The 23,372-nt window shown below is 71.2% G+C and carries 22 protein-coding genes; 16 read left to right on the plus strand and 6 right to left on the minus strand.

Annotation, left to right across the window (positions count from 1 at the left end; translation table 11 throughout):
- Positions 1–177: 177 nt before the first annotated feature.
- On the minus strand, positions 178–864 hold the full coding sequence (locus tag ACZ34W_RS35710; RefSeq protein ID WP_465610228.1) for a hypothetical protein: 687 nt from the start codon (positions 862–864) through the stop codon (positions 178–180).
- A gap of 106 nt (positions 865–970) precedes the next feature.
- Between ACZ34W_RS35710 and ACZ34W_RS35715 the strand changes: the two genes are divergently transcribed.
- Entirely contained in the window at positions 971–1,198 is a 228-nt protein-coding gene (locus tag ACZ34W_RS35715; RefSeq protein ID WP_465610230.1) for a hypothetical protein, read from the plus strand.
- A gap of 161 nt (positions 1,199–1,359) precedes the next feature.
- Here ACZ34W_RS35715 and ACZ34W_RS35720 read toward each other — a convergent pair whose 3' ends face one another.
- On the minus strand, positions 1,360–1,557 hold the full coding sequence (locus ACZ34W_RS35720; RefSeq protein WP_465610232.1) for a hypothetical protein: 198 nt from the start codon (positions 1,555–1,557) through the stop codon (positions 1,360–1,362).
- Positions 1,558–1,877: 320 nt separating this feature from the next.
- Here ACZ34W_RS35720 and ACZ34W_RS35725 point away from each other — a divergent pair, with 320 nt between their 5' ends.
- From ACZ34W_RS35725 to ACZ34W_RS35745, 5 genes are all read left to right on the plus strand, one after another.
- Positions 1,878–2,534: a hypothetical protein gene (locus ACZ34W_RS35725; protein ID WP_465610233.1), complete on the plus strand. Its 657-nt coding sequence runs from the start codon at positions 1,878–1,880 to the stop codon at positions 2,532–2,534.
- 189 nt (positions 2,535–2,723) lie between these two features.
- A complete protein-coding gene (locus ACZ34W_RS35730) occupies positions 2,724–4,058 on the plus strand; it encodes a hypothetical protein (RefSeq protein WP_465610235.1) in 1,335 nt (444 codons plus the stop codon).
- Positions 4,059–4,237: 179 nt separating this feature from the next.
- On the plus strand, positions 4,238–5,353 hold the full coding sequence (locus ACZ34W_RS35735) for a hypothetical protein (protein ID WP_465610237.1): 1,116 nt from the start codon (positions 4,238–4,240) through the stop codon (positions 5,351–5,353).
- Between the two features lie 608 nt (positions 5,354–5,961).
- Positions 5,962–6,384: a hypothetical protein gene (locus tag ACZ34W_RS35740; RefSeq protein ID WP_465610239.1), complete on the plus strand. Its 423-nt coding sequence runs from the start codon at positions 5,962–5,964 to the stop codon at positions 6,382–6,384.
- A gap of 565 nt (positions 6,385–6,949) precedes the next feature.
- On the plus strand, positions 6,950–8,389 hold the full coding sequence (locus ACZ34W_RS35745; protein ID WP_465610241.1) for a replication-relaxation family protein: 1,440 nt from the start codon (positions 6,950–6,952) through the stop codon (positions 8,387–8,389).
- A gap of 48 nt (positions 8,390–8,437) precedes the next feature.
- Here the strand turns inward: ACZ34W_RS35745 and ACZ34W_RS35750 are convergent, their stop codons facing one another.
- Entirely contained in the window at positions 8,438–8,716 is a 279-nt protein-coding gene (locus ACZ34W_RS35750; RefSeq protein WP_465610243.1) for a hypothetical protein, read from the minus strand.
- A 215-nt stretch (positions 8,717–8,931) separates the two neighbouring features.
- Between ACZ34W_RS35750 and ACZ34W_RS35755 the strand changes: the two genes are divergently transcribed.
- Together ACZ34W_RS35755 and ACZ34W_RS35760 are read left to right on the plus strand one after the other, a co-directional pair.
- Positions 8,932–9,195 carry a hypothetical protein gene (locus ACZ34W_RS35755; RefSeq protein ID WP_465610245.1) on the plus strand — a complete coding sequence of 88 codons (264 nt, stop codon included), beginning with the start codon at positions 8,932–8,934 and terminating at the stop codon, positions 9,193–9,195.
- On the plus strand, positions 9,192–9,578 hold the full coding sequence (locus ACZ34W_RS35760; protein ID WP_465610247.1) for a PIN domain-containing protein: 387 nt from the start codon (positions 9,192–9,194) through the stop codon (positions 9,576–9,578). The genes ACZ34W_RS35755 and ACZ34W_RS35760 overlap by 4 nt, the downstream gene beginning before the upstream one ends.
- Here ACZ34W_RS35760 and ACZ34W_RS35765 read toward each other — a convergent pair.
- The 3 genes from ACZ34W_RS35765 to ACZ34W_RS35775 all read right to left on the minus strand — a co-directional run bounded on the left by ACZ34W_RS35765 (position 9,530) and on the right by ACZ34W_RS35775 (position 13,691).
- Positions 9,530–10,156: an ATP-binding protein gene (locus ACZ34W_RS35765; protein WP_465610249.1), complete on the minus strand. Its 627-nt coding sequence runs from the start codon at positions 10,154–10,156 to the stop codon at positions 9,530–9,532. The two genes, ACZ34W_RS35760 and ACZ34W_RS35765, sit on opposite strands and share 49 nt — an antisense overlap.
- 254 nt (positions 10,157–10,410) lie before the next feature.
- Positions 10,411–10,686 carry a Sec-independent protein translocase subunit TatA gene (gene tatA / locus ACZ34W_RS35770; RefSeq protein ID WP_465610251.1) on the minus strand — a complete coding sequence of 92 codons (276 nt, stop codon included), beginning with the start codon at positions 10,684–10,686 and terminating at the stop codon, positions 10,411–10,413.
- Positions 10,687–10,808: 122 nt separating this feature from the next.
- The gene (locus ACZ34W_RS35775; protein ID WP_465610253.1) at positions 10,809–13,691 is read right to left on the minus strand and encodes a glycosyl hydrolase family 95 catalytic domain-containing protein; all 2,883 of its coding nucleotides are present in this window, start codon (positions 13,689–13,691) and stop codon (positions 10,809–10,811) included.
- Between the two features lie 828 nt (positions 13,692–14,519).
- On the opposite strand from ACZ34W_RS35775, the gene ACZ34W_RS35780 reads away from it, so the two are divergent.
- From ACZ34W_RS35780 to ACZ34W_RS35815, 8 genes are all read left to right on the plus strand, one after another.
- Positions 14,520–15,581, plus strand: a complete 1,062-nt coding sequence (locus tag ACZ34W_RS35780; protein ID WP_465610255.1) for a sugar ABC transporter substrate-binding protein — start codon at positions 14,520–14,522, stop codon at positions 15,579–15,581.
- A 40-nt stretch (positions 15,582–15,621) separates the two neighbouring features.
- A complete protein-coding gene (locus ACZ34W_RS35785) occupies positions 15,622–17,184 on the plus strand; it encodes a sugar ABC transporter ATP-binding protein (RefSeq protein ID WP_465610257.1) in 1,563 nt (520 codons plus the stop codon).
- Positions 17,177–18,220: an ABC transporter permease gene (locus tag ACZ34W_RS35790; protein ID WP_465610259.1), complete on the plus strand. Its 1,044-nt coding sequence runs from the start codon at positions 17,177–17,179 to the stop codon at positions 18,218–18,220. The genes ACZ34W_RS35785 and ACZ34W_RS35790 overlap by 8 nt, the downstream gene beginning before the upstream one ends.
- Before the next feature lie 108 nt (positions 18,221–18,328).
- Positions 18,329–19,663, plus strand: a complete 1,335-nt coding sequence (locus ACZ34W_RS35795; RefSeq protein ID WP_465610261.1) for an enolase C-terminal domain-like protein — start codon at positions 18,329–18,331, stop codon at positions 19,661–19,663.
- Positions 19,656–20,561 (plus strand): amidohydrolase family protein, encoded by a 906-nt coding sequence (locus ACZ34W_RS35800; protein ID WP_465610263.1) that lies wholly within the window; start codon positions 19,656–19,658, stop codon positions 20,559–20,561. Before ACZ34W_RS35795 ends, ACZ34W_RS35800 begins: the two co-directional genes overlap by 8 nt.
- Before the next feature lie 383 nt (positions 20,562–20,944).
- The gene (locus ACZ34W_RS35805) at positions 20,945–21,988 is read left to right on the plus strand and encodes a zinc-dependent alcohol dehydrogenase (RefSeq protein WP_465610265.1); all 1,044 of its coding nucleotides are present in this window, start codon (positions 20,945–20,947) and stop codon (positions 21,986–21,988) included.
- Positions 21,985–22,746 carry an SDR family oxidoreductase gene (locus tag ACZ34W_RS35810; protein ID WP_465610267.1) on the plus strand — a complete coding sequence of 254 codons (762 nt, stop codon included), beginning with the start codon at positions 21,985–21,987 and terminating at the stop codon, positions 22,744–22,746. The genes ACZ34W_RS35805 and ACZ34W_RS35810 overlap by 4 nt, the downstream gene beginning before the upstream one ends.
- Positions 22,743–23,372, plus strand: coding sequence for a bifunctional 4-hydroxy-2-oxoglutarate aldolase/2-dehydro-3-deoxy-phosphogluconate aldolase (locus tag ACZ34W_RS35815; protein ID WP_465610269.1), 630 nt, complete (start codon positions 22,743–22,745; stop codon positions 23,370–23,372). Before ACZ34W_RS35810 ends, ACZ34W_RS35815 begins: the two co-directional genes overlap by 4 nt.

Genomic DNA, 23,372 nt, shown 5'->3' on the forward strand with positions numbered 1-23,372 from the left:
ACGCCGACCGACACCACCCAAAAGGTGGGGAACCAAGCCCAGCAGGTTTGGCCCACCGCCCAGTACCACCTGGGGAGATTCAACCAGCGCCATCATGCCACGGCGACCAGGACGATGCGGTGCTCACCGTGCTGTTGATCGGTCCGCACCGGTAGCACCGGACGGGGCCGCCCTTCGTCAGCGCTGCCGGAATCGGATCAGCGGCGGGTGCTCCACGGCGTCCGGGTCGGCCCGCGGATCGTAGACGGTCAGCCCGGCCGTCCGTACCCGCTCGGCGATCCGCAGCCACTCCCGGTGGTCAGCCTGGGCGGTGAGCACCGAATGGTCGACGTTCGGGTCCTCCAGCGCCAGGCCCCGGACGTGGTGGAGCTGCGCCAGCGCCTTCTCCGCCGCCCGGTCGATCTCCTGCGGCGTCATCCCGTCCGCGTCCCGGCACACCAGCGCGCGGTGGAAGCGGTGCGTGTCCGGGGGGAGCACCAGGCGCTCGCCGGGCGGGCGCAGCCAGCGGGCCGGGATGGTGTGGGCGATCGTGCTGGGGAAGGTGAGGGCCTGCCCGTCCGCATCCCGGACGATGCCGTCGATCTCGTAGTCCTGGCCCTCGGCGAGGTCGAGGGCGGCGGCCTGTTCGGCGCTCAGGCGCAGGGTGACGCGGCCGGCCGGCAGGTCCCGGGTGACGACCACGGTGCCGGGCTGCTCGCCGAAGCCGGTCACGGTCACGGTGATGCGCCGCCCGCGGACCAGGTGCAGCTGCGTGTTCGCCCGCCACTGTTCGGCGGTGTCTCCCGGTCGGCGCAGTTCCGGCGGGAGCCGCTGGGGGATGCTCGCGATGTAGGTCTCGCCGACCACGACGTCCCGGGTGCGCATCGCTTCTCCCTCTTGCCTGTTGCCCGTGTCCATCGTGCCCCGGCCGGCGTGTTGCGGAGCACGGATTCGGCGTGGCCGGGCGGGTGGACCTGGAAGACTGGCGATCATGACTTCCCCTGACCGACGGCGCCCGCTGTGGCAGCCCTTCTCCGAGCCCGCCGCCGACACCCCTGTCCAGCCGTCGGGCGGGGCCCGGCTGCTCGCGGTCGAGCGGGCCCCGTTCCTGGAGCCGGCCACCGCAGAGGTGCCCGAGGCGGTGGCGGCGCCGGCCGCCCGTCGTCGGCTCGGCCCCGGCGGCCTCGCCGCTTCCGCAGTACCGGACGACCGGAGCTGACCTCGCGGCGATCCGCCGATTCGGCATCCCGTCGGGCTGGTGAGAACGCCACCCGCTGGTGAGTTCGGCCGGTGAGTTTCGCCCGCCGAAACTCCCCACCGCAGGTCACAGCGGTGGCCCGCCGCCCCGCAGACGGAGCGGCGGGCCACCTGGGCGGACGGCTACTGCTGGAACTCGGCGCTCCTCACGCCGTAGAACGTGGCGTTCGCCGGCCTGTTCTTCTCCAGCTCATCCGCCAACTGCGTCCACCCCTCGCCGCGGCGCACCACGCCGAGGAACTTGGCCAGCGCCTCCTTGTCGTCCCACAGCTCCTGCGCCGCGCTGATGATCAGCGACTTGAGCCGCTCGTTCTCGCTCACTGCGTTCCCTCCCGATCGTTGGACAGGCACAGCCCTACCCGTCGGTGACCGCCGTCGAACTCTCCGTGAGCGGACTGCGCGGGCGCGCGCAGTCGCCTTACGCACCGCCCCTGGAGCCGGTGAGAACGGCTGCGGAGACCGGTGAGTTCCGCAGCCCAAACTCCCACCGCAGGACAGCGTGGGGTGCGAGAGCGCGTGTAAGGGCGGGGGATAGCCCGGGAAGGGACGGGCACCCGCCCCGGGCCGATACGCTCTGTTCCGTGACAGTTACGGATGGAGAGGTTCGGGTGGGGTCGGGCACCAGCGACGGATCCGAGCCCGTGAGCTTGTGTTCCGTGTGCGGGGCGAAGCTTCGGACGGGAGGAGCGGGTCAGAAGCCGGCCTACTGCTCGCGCTCCTGCCAGTCGAAGGCGTACCGCGGTCGCCGAGCCGCATCCGCCGCACAGCAGCTCGCCGCCGCGCGTGCCGCAGGCACTCGCGCCACGGACCGCGACGGGCCGCTGGGTGAGCTCCTGCGGCTGGCCGCCGCGATCCACGGAACCGCCACACAGTTCGCCGAGGACCTCGACAACGGCCTGGACCCCTCGGCCACGGCCGAGCAGTTCACCACCACCTTGTCCGCCCTGTACCGAGGCCTGCTGCGCCAGGCCGCTCTGGCCGCCAACCCCGGTGCCACCGTTCCCACTCAGCGGGCCCGGCCCGCGTCGCTCATCGCGCCGCTCGCCCTGACGCTCGGCGGCTGCGAGCCCGTCCTCGACCTGGCACCGGGATGGCAGCTCTCCGGCCGCGCGAGCGATGGCAGCGCCTACTGGGTGCTCGACCACGGCCACGTCAGGGGCTGGGTCGAGCTGAGTCCGGCCGGCGGCTGGCACGTCGTCAGCGACGGACTCCTCCTCGGCGCTGACGCGCGCAACGACCCCGGCCCCTGGCGCGACCATGTCCTGGCTGCCCTGCACCTGGAACATCCGCAGCCGTAGTTGTCCCGCGGGTTTCGTGGTGGCAACGAAACGCCGCCCCGTTCCACGGGCCGCCCCCGGGCCGGGTTTGCGTTGCGGCAACGAAACCCGCCAGGGTGCCAGCTGGCCCGGCGTGCGGCCGCCGGTTGTCCCGGTGGTACCGGACCCGGCCCCGGGCGTGATGCAACGAAACCCGTAGGGTCAGTGGCTATGAGCGTGGACCAGCCGACCCTTCTCGACCTGCCGCCGCGGCCTACAGGCGCCTGCGAGGCGTGCGGCCGCGCGCTGCAACCGGCCGGCACCGGGCGCCCGCCCCGCTTCTGCGGGTCGACGTGCCGCTCGGCCGCGCACCGCCGCCGCGCCAAGACCACACCGCAAACACCGCAGGCCACCGCCCCCGCCGCCGCCCTGGCAGAGGCGCCGCCCGGGCACCGGGCGCGGCTGCTGGAAGGCGCCGACGCGGTCACCGCCGCCACCCTGGCGCTCGCCGACGCCCTCGACCAGGGCGACGACGCCGCGCGGTCGGCGGCCGCCCTGGGACGGCTGCTCGCCGCCGCCGCTGAGCTGACCGACCGCGCCACCCTGGAGGTCGTCCCGGCGGCCGGCGCAACGAAACCCCGCCCCGCCGACGGGGGACAACCGGCCCTCTCGAAGACCCGCAACGACGGCTTCCGTGGCGGCAACGAAACCCCACCCGCCGCGCCAGAGCCCGACGGGCCCGCGTTCCGTGGCGGCAACGAAACCCCACCCGCCACCGGCGGGCCGGCGCCCGCACCGACGCTTGCTCACCCGGACGACAGCGACCTGCAGCCCGACGCGGTGCTGCGCGCCACCTCCGACCCGGTGCGCCGCTTCGGGCCGCCAGACCGCACCGACGACCTCGGCGTCACCTTCGGCCCGGGCTGGACGACGTCGTCCTGGGCCGCGCCACAGGCCGCCGGTATCCACCAGCTCCACCACCGGGGCGTGCGGGTCGGGTGGGCCGCGCCGCTGGGTGACGGGCCGTGGGGCCCGGGCGGCTGGATCGCGGTGGCGCACCTGGCAGACGGCCGCGCCGAGCCGCTGCTCGCAGGCCTGGGCCGGCCCCGGATCCACCGCGAGTGGGACGCGGCCCTGGACGCCCTGCGCGGTGCCCGCGCCATGGAGCCGGCTATCGCCGTGCGAACGGCCGACGCCGCCCGGCCGGCTCCGCGGACCTCCGGGTGGATCGGCCCGCGCGCGGCCGAGCCCGGCCTGGTGACGGTGCCCCGCGACCCGGTCCTGCGCGGCATGCCCGACAACGACGCCCAGTGCGAGCTCGACCCGGCCGTGTTCGGCGACTGGTGGAAGCTTGTGGGCTGGACCGTGCAACCGGACGTGTGGCTCGTGACGGCGGAGGGCCACACCGTCGGCTGGGTCGAGCGCGGCGTCGCCGGCTCCGCCCGCTGGGTCGCGGTGTACGAGGGCTACTTCCTCGGCGACCCCGCCACCCAGGAGCCGATCCTGCACGACACCCCCGAGCAGGCCGCCCACACCGTCATGAACGCCTACCTGCACCAGGTGTGACCCCCCGGCCGACAACGAAAGGGCCAGCCGGCCGCTGGGCCCGGCGCGAGTCGGGCTTTCGTGACGCGGGCCGCGAGACGGCCCGCGTCTGCCCTGGTGACAGGGCCGTTCCAAGGTTGGCGTCACGAATCACGACCGGCCGGATCACGATGTCCGCCGTCGCCCCTAGCCTTGATCACGTGATCCCCGACCAGCCGGGCCCACCCGGCGTCTGGCGCTGCCTGGCGTGCGACAGAGAACTCACCCCCGCCACCGGCAAGCGCGGCCGCCAGCCCCAGTACTGCAACACCAACTGCCGCAGCGCCGCCTACCGCCGCCGACAAGCCGCCCTGGCCCCGGCAGCCACCGCGCCGACCACCCCGGCCCCGGTCGCCACCGAGCCCGCCACCGGTCCGGCCCTGCTGCCGCTCCCGCCCCAGGCCGCTCCGACCGGCACGCCGACCGAGCAGCTGCTGCGCCTGGCCGCCGACGTCGACCACGCCGTCCACGACTACCTCCACACCGTCGAGGCCGGCACCCCCATCGAGGCCGACCAGGCCCTCGCACTGCTCCACCGCCGACTGCCCGACGCCCTCGCCCGGATCCTCCAGCAGGCCGAACTCCACCACCGCCACCGCGCCCCCGCCGCCGCTCCCGGCCCCGAGGCCAAGACCCCCACCGCCACCCTTCCCACAGCGGGCCCACCGGCTGACGCTGCGCCCCGGCCCGGCAGTCGTGGATACCGTGACGCCGATCGTGACGCGCCGCCTGCGGCGAACCTTGATGGCCCAGGTCAAAGCATTGATGCCTGCTCCCCGGAGCAGACGGCCGAGGAGCGCTGGCGCGAGCTGATGGGCCGCCGGCGCGAGGCCGAGGTGCCCACCCGGCCGGTGGAGCGGTACGGCCCGTGGGAGTGGGCGCGACCGCTCGACGACGGCTGGGCCCGCACGATGTGGCGCGACCCCGACGCCGCCGGCCCGCGCGCTCGCCCGGTCCACGTCCTGCTCCACCACGGCCGGCCGGTCGGCTGGGTCGAGGCCGGGATCCACGACGTCCCCCAGTGGGCGGCGATCCTCCACGGTGGCCACGGTCAGCCGGGACCGCTTCGTCCGCGAGCCCCGCCACGACCAGGTCGCCCTCCACCCCTCCGCGCTCCACGCCATCGCCACCCTCCGGACCGCCCACCGCGACCACGCCCCCAAGGCCCTGCCCACCGGCGCCTGGAGCGACCCGGACCCGAGTTGATCACCCACCGCAGACGACCACCCCCGGTGACACCCGCCCCGGTGCCCGCCAGACCGCCCCGCATCTTGTGAGGTGCCTTGTCGGACACCTTGTCGCGAGCCTTATGGGGTGCCTTGTCGGTGGTCTTGTGAGCACCTGACGATTCGCCTCCCAACGGTATAGCCACAGGTCAGAGCCGTGTGGAGCGGCCCGGAAATGCCGACAACCCCTTCTTCTCCTTTGGTCTTGGTGGTGTGGTCGGTTGGTCGGTTCGGGGTTCGCGCCTGCGGCGGGCTGTTGGTCCTGTCGCGTCCGGCAGAGCCGTCCGCGGCCTCCGGGGCGGCCGGCCGACGGCCGTCGACCAGCCGCGCCGGGGCCACGTAGGTACCACCGCAGGTACCGCCGAGGGTGCCACCGCAGGTACGGGCGTAGCTACCACCGTAGGTACCCCGGCGCTTCTTGCGCCGGTCCAGCGTTTCGGCAGGTCAGAGCCGGTTTCCGGCACGCGGGTAATTCAGACAACCCCTCTGTCTGTCCCTCTGCCCTGGTTGCCGGTGGTGTGGTGGGTGCGGTTTGGGTGACGGTCCGGACGGCGGGGCTTCTGCCCTGCCGGGGGCTGTTGTCCGTTGTGCGTCCGGCGGTGCCGGCCGCACCGCCCACGGCGGCCGCCACCAGGCGCACCCGGGCTCGTTGAACGCCCGTGAGCAACCCGTCGTCCGCCCGGCGCGCCCTCAGCCCCGGCGCGGCCCGCGCCCTCGGCCCCCAACGCCCCCAGGGCCGCCAGCAGCCGCCCTGGGCAGGCCCGGCCGCTCTCCCGGCCCCAACGGCCCGGCCGGACCCGCCACAGCCCGCCCAACGGCCCGCAGAACAGGCCGCCGACGCCATCGCCGCGCTGCGCCACATCCGCACCCCCGCCGCCGTCCTGGAGAGCGCGCTCCACCTCGCCCAAGCCCTCCTCGACCGGCCCGGCGAGGACCCGCTCCTCCTGGAGGCCGCCGAGGGCCTGGCCGCCGTCATCCCGCAGTACCTCACCGCCGCCCGCACCCCCACGCCCGCCCAGCCCGCCCGGCTGCGCACCGTCCCGTCCCCGACCATCACAGGGACCGGCACCCTGGCGGGCTGAAAGCCGGCGTGCCGAAGGCCTGCGCCGGGTACTGTCCAACCAGCACCGCCCGGCCCGCCCAGGCGGCCCGCCGGGGGCCGGTGAGAATCGCCCCGCGACCCGTTGTCCCGGGCCCGGATCACTCGGGCGGCACGCTTCCAGTACCGCTTCCGATACCGCTTCCGGTCACCCCTCACCTTGATGGGGCATAAACGCAGGTCAAACCCCTTGTCCAAGCCCACCGGAAACGCCGACGACCCTTCTGTCGCCTGGCGCGGCTCCCTCAGGGTCTCGCTCCGGCCACTCAGGCCCTTCGCCCAACCCCCGGGCTGTCCCCCCGGCCCCCAGGGGCGAAAGCCCGGTGCTCGCGCCGCGGCCGGGCAGCTCGGCGTTCCGGTGGCTGCGGGCGGCCGGGCCGGGCGGGCCGGCGGTGACCGGGCAGGCCGGTGCTGGAGGCAGGGCGGCTGGCCGGTGCGGCGGGCGGGGCCGGTCGGTGGCGGCCGGTGCGGGCGTGATCGACTTGTCGGCGACGTGCGATAGGCAAAGCAGTCAGCCACCGCACCGCACAACAGCGAGGGGGAGCGCCGTGAGCCACCGTCAGCCCGCCCCGGGCACACCCGACCAACCCGACACCCAGGGCGCCGCCGCCGCGCCGCACAACCGCACCCGCAAGGCCTCCAAGACCAACCCCGGCGGCTCCTCCAACGACCTACGCGCCGACGTCCTACGCGCCATCGCCGTCCTCAAGATCGCCACCCCCCACCAACTCTGGCGACTGCTGCGCCCGGACGCGCTGGAGAACAAGTTCGCCCGCGCTGCGCTGAACGACCTGGAGAAGAAGCGGATCACCGTCAAGCACGGCACCGGAAAGGACGGCCGGGACATCTGGGGCATGACCACCGCCGGACGCGACGCGGCCAAGGCGCTGTTCCCCGACGGCCGGGACATGGGCGGCATCGCCCGCAAGGCCGGTACGAGTTCCGCCGCCGGCCACGCCCTGGCCGTCAGCGAGGCCATCATCTCGTTCGTTGTCGGCGGCACCGGCCCGAACGTCGACCCCAAGGGGATCCACGGCGACCGCACCGCCCCCGGCGTCGGCCCCGGCTTCGGTCGCATCGAGCAGTGGGCCACCGAGGTCGAACACCTCACCCCGCACAAGCCCACCGTCCGCGCCGACGCCGTCCTCCAGGCCCCCGAGCACGGCATCCCGGTGCTCCTGGTCGAAGTCGACCTCGACAACGAGTCCAACCCGATCGTCGCCAAGAAGCTCGACGACTACCGCGGCTTCTTCGACCACTTCCACGTGCTGCCCAACCCGCACTCGCGCGGCACCATCGGCTACCTGGAGTGGGGCCGCCGGGCCAGCGAGCGCGAGCAGCACTGGCGCCGCACCTACCCACCCACCGGCCGCCCCGGCTACCCGCCCGTCGCCATCGTCCTCGGCCACCTCGGCGAGCGCGCCCTGCGCCAGCGCGTCACCAAACTCACCGAGATGACCCGCCGCCACTGGCAAGGCCGGCACCTCGGCGACGGCTACTACGACCGCAGCCAAGCGATCCCGATCCTGTTCACCAGCCTGGAGCTGCTGATCGAACGCGGCCCCCTCTCCCCGATCTGGCGCCGCGCCGGCCGCGACGGCCCCCTCCAGCCCCTCCACGCCGCCCTCGACGACCACGACGGACCCCAGGCGTACGCCCAACACCAAGAAGCCCAGCGCGCCCAGCAGCAGGCCGACCAGGACGCCGCCGAACAACGCCGCCAACAGCGCGAACTCCTCGCCACCGCCTGCCCCCACTGCCACCGCACCGCCGACAAGTACAAGAACCCCCGCTACGCCAGCGACGGCGAGAAGCTCTGCCACTTCTGCCAGGAAAAGGAGACCAAGGCCACCGAAGCCGAGGCCATCCAACAGATCAGCCAAGCCGCCGAAGCACACATCGAACTCACCCAGACCGCCGAGAACGCCACGCTGCTCCGCACGATCTTCGGACCCCGAAAGCCGAAGAAGGAAACTAAGCGGCCCTGAGAAATGCTGGACCATCCGGTTCGGCCGGACCCGCCCCGGCCGGACCGCCTACCCCGCTCGCTCTGCCGGGCAGACCTCGGCCAGCAGCTCCAGCAGGTAGGCCGCCACCCGATCAGGAGAGCCGGCCCGCACCCAGGTGTAGACGGCCGTGCGGGCCTGGGCGTCGAGGCTCTGCAGGATGTACCCGTCGACCAGGGCGACCGCGCCTTCGCGCTCCCGGGCCACCACCTGCCGGGGCCGGTCGTCCTCCTGGACCAGGACCTCCACGTCCACAGCGTCCGGGCAGCCCTGGAACCGACACGCCCACGCCCGGTGACCCGTCTGCATGCCTCCATCTTCCCGCCCACCTTGGCCGCTCGACCACCGAGACCGGCTGGTGGGCACTCGCGCCCTGCGGGCACCCGGGAGGGCGGCGGCCGGATGGTGGGCATGGAGGGGGATGCGCGCAGCGGGCGCGCCGCCACCGCTCCCCGTGGACCCGGATCGACTTCTACCCGCACCCGTTCTAGAGAGAATCTAGAGACGCGCTGTAGGGTGAGTTCATGGCCCTCACCACCATCCAGGTCGATGTGGAGGTGCGCGACCGGCTCAAGGCCATCGCCGATGCCTCCCACACCTCCATCAAGCAGGTTGTGGCCCGTATGGCCGCCCAAACCCTGACCCCCGCCGAACTCGCCGAGCGCCAGGCCCGCGGCCGCGCGGCCATGGCGGCCACCGGCGTAGTCATCGGCGACGAACCTTCCGACCCCGACCGCCAGGCCGCCGAAGCCTTCTGGGCAGGACTGGAAGGCACCACAGCGTCGTGAACCCCGGCACCGTCGTCCTGGACCACACCGCCCTCGCCGCCCTCGCGGCAGGCAACCGCTTCCTCTCCTACGTCTACGACACCACCCACCAGTCACCCCAGCGCCGCATCCTGGTCCCCACCAGCTGCCTGGCCCAGGCCGAGCGCGACCGCCAAGGATCCGCCGACTACTTCGCCTCGCTCGAAGCGCTCACCTTCCTCGACCTCGACCTGGCCGCCGCCAGCGCCGTGGGCCGCTCCACCCTGCCCTGGCCCCACGCCCACGCCGCCTACGCCGCATCCCCCGACGTCGACTGGCCCCAAGGCCTGCCCCTGCTCACCGACGAAGCAGGCACCTACCAGGGCCTGAACATCAAAACGTTCCCGCTGCAACCGCCCGCCTGACCGCATCCCACGGCCACCACGCCGACGCCCGCCGCAGCGACCAGCAACGCGGGCCGGGCTGTCATCCGGGGCGAGCAGGAGAGCGGGAGGGGCTCGACCGATCCCATCGGTGCGACGGCGAAGACGCGTTCGCCGGGGATGTCGAGGACCTCGCGGCTGGTCGCCAGCACGCGCACGCCGGGGCAGCCCGCCAGTAGGCCGGCGGTCAGCTCCGCGCAGGCGCCGACCAGGTGCTCGCAGTTGTCCAGGACCAGGCGCTTGTCCCGCAGGTGGTCGGTCAGCAGGGTGGTGGCGTCGGGGCCCATTGTGCGCAGGCCCAGGGCGTTGATCACGCTCTGGCCGACCTGGTCCGGTTCGCCGACCTCCGCGAGTGGCACCCAGTACGCGCCGTCGTGGAAAGCGCGTCGTACCTCGCGGGACAGTTGCAGGGCCAGGCGGGTCTTGCCCACGCCGCCGGTGCCGGTCAGCGTCACCAGACGCGAGTCGGCCAGCACGCGTTTCAGCTCGGCGAGCTCGGGGCGGCGTCCCCCCAGGCTCGTCACGTCGGTGGGGAACCCGCCGTCCGTCAAGGCGCCCATGTCAGCGAGCGTAGTCGAGCCCCGGCGACCGCGCGCTCGGCGGGCGATCCGACGGACGGAGCCGGTTTCTTCGGCATCGTGCCGCCGGGAGCGCACGGCCGGAAGGACGCGGTCGCCGGCGGTCGGCTTGTTGGGCATGGAATCGGTGTTCCTCGGGGAGGTCGGGATCCGGTCTCGCTCGCGAACCGCTCGACGCCGCGGCCGGTGCGGTGCTCGGCGAGTCGATCCTCCGGGCCGCGGCGAGGGTCCCGGCCTCACCTGGCTGCTACTCCGGGGGTGGTGTGGCCGACTGGCGTTGTCTCGGGGCGTGGTGGGGGGATGGCCGGGATCGTGGTGTCCGGGGAGTCTGGGGCGGTGGTGGTGGCGTCGACGGGAGTGTCCTCGTGAAGGGCCCGGGTCTCGGCCTTGAGGATGCGCAGCGATTTGCCGAGCCCCCGCGCGGCCTCGGGGAGTTTCTTCGAACCGAAGAGCAGGACGATCACGGCGAGCACGATGATGAGGTGCCAGGGTTCCAAACCGTTGCGGAGCATGGGTATCGCCTCCTGGATTGTCGAAGCGGAGGGGCGGGAACGTTCATCGCTTGCGGAGAAGCGGTCGAGCGGTGGTGCCAGGTGCGGTGCCCACGGTGAGTTGGTGGGCACCGCACCTTTCCCTACAGGGCAACCACCCGCCAGTGCTGGTTGCTGCCGGTGCTGGCGGGCGCCTGGATGACACTGGCACCGTCGGAGATCGATCGGTCTGCGACGTCCACACGCAAGCCATTGGCAACATTGACGAGCTGGAAGTAGCCATTGTTCGCGTCGATGAGCCTCCACCGCTGGTCGTCGCCGCCCAGGTCCTGCCATTGGACGAGTTGGGCGCCCTGGCTGGACTCGTTCGGGCTTTGCATGACCCGGCCACTGTGCTGGGCTCGCAGACGGAAGGATCCGTCTGCGTTGGGCAGGAACATCCACTGTTGGCTGGCCGCGCTGGAAGAGGTGGCCTGGATGATCTTCCCGCCGTTGGCCGTGTCAGCGCCCGATACGGCCAGTACCTTGCCGCTGCGCCGGTTGACCAGCTGGTAGAGGCCGCTCAGCAGGGTGACGGTGATGTCCGTGCGCTGCCCGGCGGCGAGTGTCATCCTGCGCGCGTGGGTACCCAGCGGCGAAGCGGCAACGACTGCCGACGTGGCCACCGAGTTCATCCCCCGTCGGCTGATCAGGGTGATGTCCTGCGTGATGTCCGAGGTGACGGACAAGGTGGCGGTGCGTGCGGGCAGGTCCCAGGTGAAGCTGTGGATCCGGATTCGGCCGCGTGCCCGTACGCCGGTGATGGTGCCCTGGGCCAGTTGGTCGGGCAGCGCGGGCAGGATCTCGAGGACACCTGGCCGGGAGTAGATCAATGCCTCAGCCAGCACGCCCGGGAAGGTGTGGGCGGCGTCGGCGTTGTAGGTCTCGAGATTCGGGTTGTGGGAGGTCATCAGCGACTTGAAGATCATGTTGTTGCCGATGATCTTCTTCAGGTTGTCGTAGACCTTCCCGCCGTCCTTCAGCCGCGCTGCCGCCAGAGCACGGTGGAGGCTTCCGTGGGCGGAGTAGTTCTGGTCGCCGCGCAGTTCGAGCGCGCGCAGTGCCGGGCGGACGAGGGCGGGCTTGCCCTCGGGGTTGACCTCGTGCAGCGGCCAGGCCCCGTACAGGTGCTGGACGTGCCGGTGCCCGTAGCGGTCGCTCAGGCTGGGCCAGGACCATTCGGCGATCGCGCCGCTGGCGTTGATGCGGTAGTCGGGGATCTTCGCCAGGAGTGCGGTCCAGCGGGCGACTCCCTGGCCGCTTCCCTGCTCCACCCCGAGGGTGTTGGCGGCGTCGATGGCGGCCTTGAGGGCGTGCCTGCCGGCCATGACGTCACCGGTGGCGTTGATCGTCAGTTTCACGCCGGTGCTGGTCGGGGAGTTCTCCGGGGAGAAGGACGGTACGAAGATCACTTTGCCGTTCGCGTCCGTGCGGGTGAGGAAGTCCTCGTAGAAGAGGGCCAGTTCCATCAGGGCGGGGCCGAGCTTGTCGCGCAGGAAGGCCTGGTCGCCGGTGACCTCGTAGTACTCCAGGAGCGGGTGGAGCAGCCAGTCGGCGCCCCCGGTCCACGTCTGGGCCGGGAAGACGGAGTTGTTGAAGTGGAGCATGTAGCCGTACTCGCCGTCGGTGCGGATCGGGGCGAGGAAGCCGCGGGCGCCGTAGAGGTTCTTGGCGTTGGTGCGCCAGTGGTCGAGCTGGCCCAGGATGAGGTCGAAGTAGCCCTTCATGAGCTCGGTGGTGTCGAGGATGTTGCCGCCCGCCACTTGGAGGTTGACATTGGCGTCGGTGGTGAAGTCGTCTGCCCAGGCGCCGCTCCAGGTGCCCGTCCAGATGCCGGTGAGCCGGGGTGGCAGGATGCCGCTGGAGCTGATGAAGAGGTAACGGCCCGAGTCGTAGAGCCGCTCGAGCAGGGCGAGGTCGATGACACTCTGATTGGCGTTCTGGCGCGCTATCAGCTCGCTGACGGAGAGTCTTCGGTCGGCGGCAGAGACGTTGAGCTGGAGGCGGGAACGGTCGTACAGCGCGGTGTGGAGAGCGGTATGGGCGGAGAGCAGGGTGGCGTAGTCCGTGCCGAGCGTGGCGAGTTTGGCGTGCAGCGGCTCGGAGTTCCAAGCCGTGGAGGACTCGTAGCGGTCCAGCTTGGTCAGCAGGATGACCTTGGTGGCCCTCGCCACCACGATGGTGGATCCGCTGGCGCTGACGGAGGCGTTGGCGCCGGAAGCGACGACCCGAGTGACGCCCTCGTAGCCGAAGGCCCCCCCGGAGGGATAGGTGCCGCGCAGGTTCAGGTAGCCGGATCCGCCTGACGTGGTGGCGCGGGTAGCGTAGCTGACGGAGGTGGGTACCCCGTCGAGGGCGGTGCTGACGCTCAGCGTGGTGTCGACCGTACGGCCCGGGGCGGGAAGCAGTTCCTGGACGATCACGTTGTCGGCGCGGGAGACGAACGCCCGGCGTGTCCAGGTGCCGTACTGGTCGGTCCAGCTGGAGCTCACCTCGCCGGTGCGGAAGTCGGTGACCCGGCCGTAGTTGTTGACCGTCGTCGCACCCGGGGTATTGATCTGCAGTTCGTACGCGGGATGGTAGGTCTGCGTCCAGACTGTTCCCCACCCGGCGGCGAAGTCGGTGTTGGCGCCGCTCCAGTCCCCGGCGAGCGCCTTGTCGCGCACGCCTTCAAGGCGGCCGGAGAGTACGGGCGGAGTCTTGGTGCGGGTGCCGTTGGGCAGCACCAGGCGGTGGTAGTTGAAGATGACCTTCTCCAGCGTCGCTGTCCCGTGGAGGAGGGCGCCGTACTCGCCGTTGCCGGTGAGGAACCCGTCGGTCCAGGAGGCGGCGGGTGCGGTGTCGTAGATGCCGCGGTCGGGGAGGGTGACCTGCGGCGGGACGGCCGCCGCGGCGGTCCGCGAGAAGAGACTGCCGGGGAGGGCGGCCGCGCCGGCGGTCAGCGCGGCGGCGGTCAGGAACCGTCTGCGATCCAGAGAGTGGTCCATCACACGAACTCCTTCGTCTGCTGTGGCTGGGCGGGTACTGCGGTTGTGCCAGGGATGCGGAGCGTCATCAGGCTGGCCTCACCGCAGCCCGGGTGGTGTGAGAAGAATGGGCGGCCCCAGGAACAAGGGACAGGAACCCGCCGTCGATCGGCAGCGTGACGGCCGCCGCCGTGACGCCGGGGCCGTGAGGAAGGCTGTCGGACGGTCCTGAGATCGCCATGAGTTGCTAGGAGCAGTGGCTGGATGCGGTCACGTAGTGCCGGGGCTTCCGCGCTCCGGGGATGCGAGACATGGCTGGCGGCTCCTCCCAGGGGAAGAAGGGGCGGCCCTCGGCGGGCGCGGACGGCTTAGCGATGACGGCGTGGCCGTGAGTGGAGTGCTTTGAACCGCCGGTGCCGATGGAGCGCGAGGCACGACCGGCACGACCGGCGGGGCCGGGGGGTCGGCGGTTCACGCCTAAAGGTCAGCCATGTGACCCGGGATGTCAACGGCTGTGCAGGGATGAAAGCGACTCCCAGTCGGCTGAATTGTCGCTTTTGTTGATACTTGACCCATTTCTTCCTGTTCAGACATGGCATGTCTGTCGGGACTGGGTCGGCCGACCGCCTCTGACTCAAGGCTTGATTGATGGGATGTATCTCCTAGTGATCGAGATCGCCTGGGGCCTCTGTCGCCCTAAGAACTGGGTTTTCATAACAGATGTCTCAGGGGCTAGACAGTGTGACCGTCTCGCGCCTATACATACATCCCATCACTTCGAAGCGGCGTCACACGGTTGTCACCGCGGCGAAACCTCTCCCGCTTCGGGACCAGCGCGAGGAAGTTCGGATGAGACTCAGAACCGCCCTTTGTTCCACCGCCTCCGCCCTGTCCGCACTGGCGCTGCTCAGCGCCTGCGGCGGCTCCGGCACCTCGGCGTCATCGAGTGACACGCCGCTGGTCGGCGTCGACTACCCGCGCTCCGACACCGACTTCTGGAACTCCTACATCAAGTACACGCCGGAGTCCGCGAAGGAGCTCGGCCTCGCCCTCAAGACCACCAACTCGCAGAACGACGTCGCCAAGCTCACCGCCAACGCGCAGACGTTCATCAGCCAGGGCGTCAAGGGCCTGGCGATGGCCCCGCAGGACACCGCGGCCATCGCCCCGACCCTGGCGCAACTGCAGGCGAAGAAGATCCCGGTCGTCACCGTCGACACCCGCCCGGACAGCGGAAACGTCTTCATGGTCGTGCGGGCCGACAACCGGGCGTACGGCGAGAAGGCTTGCCAGTACCTCGGCACCAAGCTCGGCGGCAAGGGCAAGGTCGTGATGCTGCAGGGCGGCCTCGACTCCATCAACGGCCGTGACCGCACCGAGGCGTTCAACGACTGCGTCAAGAAGAACTACCCGGACATCAAGGTGTTCGGGGAGGCCACCAACTGGGACGGTGCCGTCGCCGCGCAGAAGCTGCAGACCGACCTGACCGCCAACCCGGACATCAAGGGCATCTACATGCAGTCCAGCTTCGCGCTGTCCGGCACGCTCCAGGTGCTCAAGCAGAAGGGACTGCTGGTCGGGCCCGAGGACGAGAAGCACGTCTTCGTCGTTTCCAACGACGGCATCCCCGAGGAGCTGAAGTCCATAGCCGAAGGGAAGATCGACGCCACGGTCTCGCAGCCGGCCGACCTGTACGCCAAGTTCGCCCTGTACTACCTGAAGGCGGCGATCGACGGGAAGACCTTCAAGCCCGGCAAGACCGACCACGACAGCACCATCGTCCAGGTGCGCGATGGCCTGCTGGAGGACCAGCTCTCCGCCCCGCTCGTGACGGCCGACGGAGGTACCTACGGCGGTGTCCCCAGTCTCAAGAGCGGCGACAAGTCGCTCTGGGGCAACAACATCAGCTGACGGCACATCAAAAGCGGTTCACGAGAACAAGGCGGTTGAGATGAGCGATGGGGAGCGAGTAGTCCCCCCCGCCTCCGCCCCGGCGCACGACGGGCGGGTCCCGACGGACCCGCCCGTCGTCGAGGCGACGGGCATTGTCAAGCGATTCGGTCCGACGGTGGCCCTGAATGGCGCCCGGATCACCATCAGGCCCGGTGAGACCCACGCCCTGGTCGGCCGCAACGGAGCCGGCAAGTCGACCCTGGTGTCTGTCCTCACCGGACTGCAAGCCCCTGACGAGGGAACGGTCGTATACCGCGGAAGTCCGGCACCCAGGCTCACTGACCGCGACGCCTGGCGGCGGCGCGTGGCCTGCGTCTACCAGAAGTCGACGATCATCCCGACCCTGACCGTCGCGGAGAACCTCGTCCTGAACCGGCACGACCACGGCCGCGGTCGGCTCATCAGCTGGCAGGGTGTGCGCCGCCGGGCGGGGGAACTGCTGTCGACCTGGTCGGTGGACGTCAGCCCGCAGACCCTGGCCGGCGATCTCAGCGTGGAACAACGGCAGTTCGTGGAGATCGCCCGTGCCCTGTCCTTCGGCGCCCGGTTCATCATCCTCGACGAACCGACCGCCCAACTGGACGGGGCCGCGATCAACCGGCTGTTCGACCGCATCCGTGACCTGCAGCGGCAGGGCGTGACCTTCCTGTTCATCAGCCACCACCTCCAGGAGGTCTACGAGATCTGCGACATGGTGACGGTGTTCCGGGACGCCCGGCACATCCTGACGGCACCGGTCGCGGACCTCCCCCGCACCGAACTCGTCACCGCCATGACCGGTGAGGCCGCCGGGGACCGGCGGCAGGAGCGGGCGAGCACGCTCGACTCCACCGCCCCGGCCGCGCTGCGGGTGAAGGCCATCAGCGGCGACACCTACGGCGACGTCACCTTCCAGGTGGGCGCCGGCGAGATCGTCGGCCTGGCGGGGGCAACCGGCAGCGGCCGAACGGAGATCGCCGAGACCGTCATAGGACTGCGCGCGCCCGGAACCGGGGACGTGGAGATCGCCGGGACGCGGCCACGGCCGGGAAGCGTACCCGCCGCGCTCGCCGCGGGCGCCGGCTTCGTCCCACAGGACCGGCACCACCAGGGCTTCGTGCCCGACATGTCCATCGCGGACAACGTCACACTGTCCGTGCCCGGCCGACTCGGGCGCAACGGACTGCTGAGCCGCAGCCGCCGGGACCGAATCGCCGAGGGCATGATCGAGAACTTGGAGATCAAGGCCCCCGGCCCGGACCAGCCCGTCTCCGCGCTGTCCGGGGGTAACCAGCAGAAGGTCGTCATGGCCCGCGCCCTCGCCGACGATCCACGTCTGCTGGTGCTGATCAACCCGACCGCGGGAGTGGACGTGCGCTCCAAGGAATTCCTCCTCGGCAAGGTCGAGGAGACCGCAGGTGCCGGGACGGGAGTGCTCATCGCCTCCGACGAACTCGACGACCTGCGCATGTGTGATCGGGTCCTGGTGATGTTCCAGGGCCGAGTGACGACCGAGATCACCCGCGGCTGGCACGACCACGACCTCGTGGCCGCGATGGAAGGAGTGGACCTCAATGCCTGAAACCGTCCTCGCGGCCACGCCCGCCCACAAGGCCGACGAGCCGCGGCCGAAGCGAACGGGGCTGTTCGGCGGCCGGATACCGCTGGCCCGGCTGCGCGACCTCGCTCTCGTCCCTGCCATCGTCGCCATCGCGATCGTCGGCCAGATCGTCAACCCGGTCTTCCTGCAGCCGGACAACCTGATCAACGTCCTGCAGACCATGTCCGAGATCGCCCTTCTGGTCCTCGCCCAGACGATGGTTCTGATCGTCAAGAAGATGGACCTCTCGCTGGAATCCACCATGGGCCTCGCCCCCGGTGTCGCGGCCTGGCTGGTCGTGCCGACCGGCGCCGGACACGGCCTCGGCCTCCTCCCCGGCGCCTGGGCCATCCCCGTCACACTCGCCATCGGTGCCCTCGTCGGCGTGGTCAACGCCCTGCTGATCATCCGCTTCGGCCTCAACGGCTTCATCGTCACGCTCGGCATGCTGATCGTGCTGCGCGGTGTCCTCACCGGTATCTCCGGCGGCCAGACGTTCTTCCGGCTGCCGGAGTCCATGCTCTACCTGGGCACCGCCCAGTGGTTCGAGGTACCCGCCTCCATCTGGATCTGCCTCATCCTGTTCGCCGTCGCCATAGTCGTCCTCGGCTGGACCAGCTTCGGCCGCTCCTTGTATGCCATCGGTGGCAACGTCGATGCCTCGAAGGCCGCCGGCATCCGCACCGATCGCGTGCTGTGGATCGTCATCGTCTCCGGCAGCGTGCTCGCCGCCCTCGCCGGCCTCCTGCTCTCCGGACGGCTCGCCTCGGTCGCCTCCGCGCAGGGCAACGGCTACATCTTCACCGTCTTCGCCGCCGCCGTCATCGGCGGAATCAGTCTCAACGGCGGCAAGGGCACCATGTTCGGCGCCTTCAGCGGCATCCTGCTCCTCTTCATGATCCAGAACGTGCTCACCCTGGCCGGCGTGCCCGCCCAGTGGATCGGAGCCCTCAACGGCCTGATCATCCTGCTTGCCCTGACCATCTCGCGCATCACGGGCGGCAAGGTCCAGGAGTGAACAGGGCGGCCGCCGCACGGTTCACGACCGGCCGCGCGGCCGCCGGATTCCTCCCGCCGTTCCTCTCTCGCTGCGGGGCTCCCGTCCCCCCGCCCCAAAGGAGTTGCCATGTCCTACGCTTCGTCCCATCCCCCGGCACCCGCCCGCATCACCGCCCTGGACGTCCTCGACGTACGCTTCCCGACGTCCGAGGACCTGGACGGGTCCGACGCGATGAACCCCGAACCGGACTACTCCGCCGCCTACGTCGTCCTGCACACCGACGCCGGCGACGGACTGGAGGGCCACGCACTGGCCTTCACCACCGGTCGCGGCAACGACGTACAGGCCGCTGCCATCGCCGCCCTCGCCCCCCACGTCGTCGGCCTGTCCGTCGACGAGGTCTGCGGCGACCTGGGCGCCTTCTCCCGCGCCCTGGTCCACGACCCCCAACTGCGCTGGCTGGGACCGGAGAAGGGCGCCATCCACATGGCCACCGGAGCCGTCGTCAACGCCGCCTGGGACCTCGCCGCCAAGCGCGCCGCGAAGCCCGTCTGGCAATTCCTCAGTGAGATGTCGCCCGAGGAACTCGTCGCCCAGGTCGACTTCCGCTGGCTTAGTGACGCCCTCACCCCCGAAGACGCCCTGGACATTCTGCACCGCGCCGAAGCAGGCCGCGAACAGCGCGTCGCCCGCCTTCTGAAGCACGGCTATCCCGCCTACACCACCACCCCCGGCTGGCTCGGCTACTCCGACGAGAAGCTGGCCCGCCTGGCCCGGGAGGCCGTCGCCGACGGCTTCACCCAGATCAAGCTCAAGGTCGGCGCCTCCCTCGAGGACGACGTACGGCGCATGCGCACCGCCCGCGAGGCGGTCGGAGACGGGATACGCATCGCGGTCGACGCCAACCAGCGGTGGGACGTCCAGCCCGCCATCGACTGGATGCGCGCACTGGCCCCCTACCAGCCGTACTGGATTGAGGAGCCCACCTCCCCGGACGACATCCTCGGCCACGCGGCGGTCCGCAAGGCCCTCGGCACGATCAAGGTCGCCACCGGTGAACACGTCGCCAACCGGGTGGTCTTCAAGCAACTGCTCCAGGCGGGAGCGGTCGACATCGTGCAGATCGACTCGGCACGGGTCGGCGGCGTCAACGAGAACCTCGCCATCCTGCTGCTCGCCGCCAAGTTCGGCGTCCCGGTCTGCCCCCACGCCGGTGGCGTGGGCCTTTGCGAAATGGTGCAGCACCTGTCGATGTTCGACTATATAGCTGTCTCCGGCACGGTCGAGGACCGGGTCGTCGAATACGTCGACCACCTGCACGAGCACTTCGTCGACCCGGTCCGCATCGCCGACGGCCATTACCTCGCCCCCACCCTCCCCGGGCTGAGCGCGCAGATGCACCCGGAGTCCCTCAAGGAGTACACGTACCCCGACGGTCCCGTCTGGTCCGCCCGTGTCTGACCCGCCGCCCCTGATCGACGCCCACCACCACGTGTGGAACCTCGACCGCCGCCCCCAGCCCTGGCTCGACGCGCCCGGACACGAAACCATCCGGCGCACCTTCGCCCCCGACGACCTGCGCGCGACCGCCGCGACCCGGACGATCGCCGGACGGCGGCTGACCGCCACCGTGGTCGTCCAGTGCCTGGCGTCCGTGCCGGAGACGCGCGAACTCCTCACCCTGGCCGACGGGGATCCGCTCATCGACGCCGTCGTCGGCTGGGCGGACCTGAGCTCCCCGGCGGTCGGTGACGTGCTCGACGAACTGCGGACGGGGACCGGCGGCCGGTACCTGCGGGCCCTGCGGCACCTCGTCCAAGGCGAGCCCGACCCCGACTGGCTGCAACAGCCCTCCGTCGAAAGGGGGCTGCGGGCCGTGGGCGAGCGCGGACTCGGCTACGACATCCTGATCCGCAGCCACCAGCTCCCACAGGCCGCCCGCCTTGCCGAGCGTCTCCCCCAGCTGCCGCTGGTCCTTGACCACGCCGGCAAGCCGCCCCTCGCCCAGGGCGAGCTGGACGGCTGGGCACGGGGCATACGGCGGTTGGCCGCGCACCCCCAGGTCGCCTGCAAGGTGTCGGGGCTGGTCACCGAGGCCGATCACGAGAAGTGGACGATCGGAGACATCCGGCCGGCGTGGGACGTCCTGCTGGCCGCTTTCGGGCCCGACCGGCTGATGTTCGGCTCCGACTGGCCTGTCTGCGAGCTCGCGGGCGGCTGGAACCGCTGGGCCGCCACCGTCGAGGAACTGCTCGGCGACTGTTCCGCCGCCGAGGCCTCGACAATTCTCGCCGGTACCGCGGCCGCCTTCTATCGCCTGGAGTCCGCCGAGAGGAAGGAGACGCCATCGTGCACCTGACCCCTGCTCACCGGGTCCCCGACGTCCCCGTCAGGACCGGCCACGGAGCACGGCCTCGGCCGGCAGACGGCGACCACCCCGCGCGCGGGGCAGGACGGTCCACCTCGACCCGGCCCCTGTTCGGCCCGGTGCCGACCGCAGCGTGCGCCGCCCGTCGAGGCAGCGCCGTGACGGTGTCGTCCGACGACGAATCCGAGCGACTGCCGACGCCAACACCACTCAGAGCCGGCGTTCGAACCCGACACGGCACTCGACCGGGCCCGCCTCGCGTTCCACAACGCCGCCCGAACGAGCCGACGCCGGCGACCGTCACCCCCGACATCCGTACGTACCTACGCGGACTTGCTGCCGACCGTCGGCGTCCGCGCTGAAAGGACCCCACGATGACACTCGCAGTCCGATACACCGCCGCCCGCACGCTGGAGACAGCGCTTGTCGAACCCTCCGCCCCCGGCCCCGGCGAGGTGGAGCTGGCTCCCGCCTATGTCGGTATCTGCGGCACCGATCTGCACATCTTCCACGGCGACATGGACGCCCGGGTGGGTGCGCCCTCTGTCCTCGGCCACGAGATGTCCGGGCACGTCGTCAGTGTCGGCCCGGGCGTCGAGGGCTGGGCACCCGGAGACGCTGTGACCGTGATGCCCCTGCGCTGGGACGGGGCCTGTCCCGCCTGCCGGGCCGGCCACCAGCACGTCTGCCAGCATCTCGACTTCATCGGCATCGACTCCCCGGGCGCGATGCAACAGCGCTGGACCGTGCCCGCCGCCACCCTCGTCCGCCTGCCGCAGTCCCTCGCCCTGGACCGGGCAGCGCTCGTCGAACCCACGGCGGTCGCTGTCCACGACGTCGGCCGGGCCGGTGTCCGCGACGGCGAGAAGGTCGTCGTGGTCGGCGGAGGCCCCGTCGGGGTGCTCATCGCGCTGGTCGCGCGAGCCGTTGGGGCCGACGTCCGGGTGGTGGAGCTCAGCGCCCACCGGCGCCTGATCGCCGCGAAGCTTGGCCTGGCCTGTTGGGACCCGGTCGCCGTCCATGTCCCCGATCTGGTCCGAGAGTGGACCGGCGACGCCGGCGCGGACGTCGCGTTCGAGGTCTCCGGCGCGGCGGGCGGGGTGGACACCGCGGTCGAGGTGCTGGGCGTACGGGGCCGCCTGTGTCTTGTGGCCATCCACCCCCGGCCTCGCGAGGTCAACCTCCACCGCTTCTTCTGGCGCGAACTCACCCTCGTCGGAGCCCGGTTGTACGACCGCTCCGACTTCGAGAAGGCGGCGGAACTGGTGGCCGACGGCACCGTCCCCGCCGATCGGCTGATCAGCAAGGTCGTGCCGCTCGCCGAGGCGCCGTCGGCGTTCGCGGCTCTGGAGAGCGGCACAGACGTGATGAAGATCCTCGTCGACTGCACAGACGACACGCAGGGAGCAGCCGCATGAACGCGTTCGACCTCACAGGCAGACTCGCTGTCGTCACCGGTGCCCGGCGCGGTATCGGCCGGGCCATGGCCCGCGCTCTCGCCGAGGCCGGCGCGGACGTCATCGGCGTCAGCGCCACGCTGGAGGCATCCGGGAGCGGCGTGGAGAGGGATGTGGTGGCCGCAGGCCGCGCCTTCGAGGCGATCCGAGCCGATTTCGCCGATCCCGGGGCCGTACGGGCTCTGGGCGCGGATCTCGCCGGACGCGAACGGCCGGTGGACATCCTGGTGAACAACGCGGGCACCATCCGCCGCGCTCCGGCAGCCGAACATCCGGACGCGGACTGGGAGCTGGTTCTCCAAGTCAACCTCAGCGCGCAGTTCGCGCTCAGCCGAGCGGTCGGCGCGGCCATGGTGGCCCGCGGCCGCGGAAAGATCATCTTCACCGCCTCGCTCCTCAGCTACCAGGGTGGCATCACCGTCCCCGCTTACACCGCCGCCAAGCACGGCGTCGCCGGACTCACCAAGGCCCTCGCCAACGAATGGGCACCGCGCGGCGTCAATGTCAACGCCATCGCTCCGGGCTACATCGCCACCGACAACACCCAGGCCCTGCGGGACGACGCGGCGCGCAGCAAGGCGATCCTCGATCGCATCCCGGCCGGTCGGTGGGGCGGCGCTGACGATTTGGCGGGCGCCACCGTCTTTCTCGCCTCGGACGCCGCCGCCTACGTCCACGGCACCGTCCTGCCCGTCGATGGCGGATGGCTGGGCCGATGACCGTCGACTTGGCCGCCTCCCTGTCCGGCGCCCGGATCATGCCGGTGCTGACCGTCCCGTCCGCGGCTAGCGCCGGTCCGCTCGCCGAAGCGCTCGTGGCGGGCGGTGCCCAGTGTGCCGAGGTCACTCTCCGCACCGCCGACGCCGAGCAGGCGCTCAAGGCGATGGCGGCGCACGGCGGACTCACGGTCGGCGCCGGTACCGTCCTAACCCCTGAGCAAGTGGAACGTGCCGTGGCGGCGGGAGCCCGCTTCATCGTCTCGCCCGGCTACGCCGCGGACGTTGTCGCGGCATGCCGGAAGCTGGACGTGCCCTGCGTGCCGGGCGTCGCCACCGCCACCGAGCTTATGCGCGTCCTGCGGGCAGGTCTCGACACGGTCAAACTGTTCCCCGCCGAGCCGCTTGGCGGGATCCGCGCCCTACGGGCGCTCGCGGCCCCCTTCCCCCAGGTGCGATTCGTTCCGACCGGCGGCATCGACGCCGACCTCCTTACCGACTACCTCACCGAACCCGCGGTCCTCGCTGTGGGCGGCAGTTGGATGGCCACCGCCGCCCAGCAGGAGCGCGGAGCTTTCCGAGAGATCCGGCGGCTGACCGCCGCAGCCGTGGAACGGAGTATGCGATGA

This window comes from Kitasatospora sp. NPDC022856, assembly GCF_055561235.1.